The organism is Paraburkholderia ribeironis, from assembly GCF_900019265.1.
Classification (GTDB): Bacteria; Pseudomonadota; Gammaproteobacteria; order Burkholderiales; family Burkholderiaceae; genus Paraburkholderia; species Paraburkholderia ribeironis.
On record NZ_CYGX02000100.1, the window covers coordinates 987 to 1,231 of the forward strand.

Genomic DNA, 245 nt, shown 5'->3' on the forward strand with positions numbered 1-245 from the left:
ATGAGGAAGAATACCGATGTCGCAACGAGGGACGGAGCTGCCCGTAGTAGTGCTGAAGCCCTTGTAATGAGGGTGGAGCGAAGGGGCGGCGTTATCCTGTTGATGAAGGTCGCCAACCTGCATGGTGGGGATGAGTGACATGACCTCAACGAAACCATATTGCATTGCGAAGCGCACGGTGTGGGAAGCGTATCAGCTGGTGAGGGCCAACCGGGGTGCTGCCGGCAGTGGACGATGAAACGATC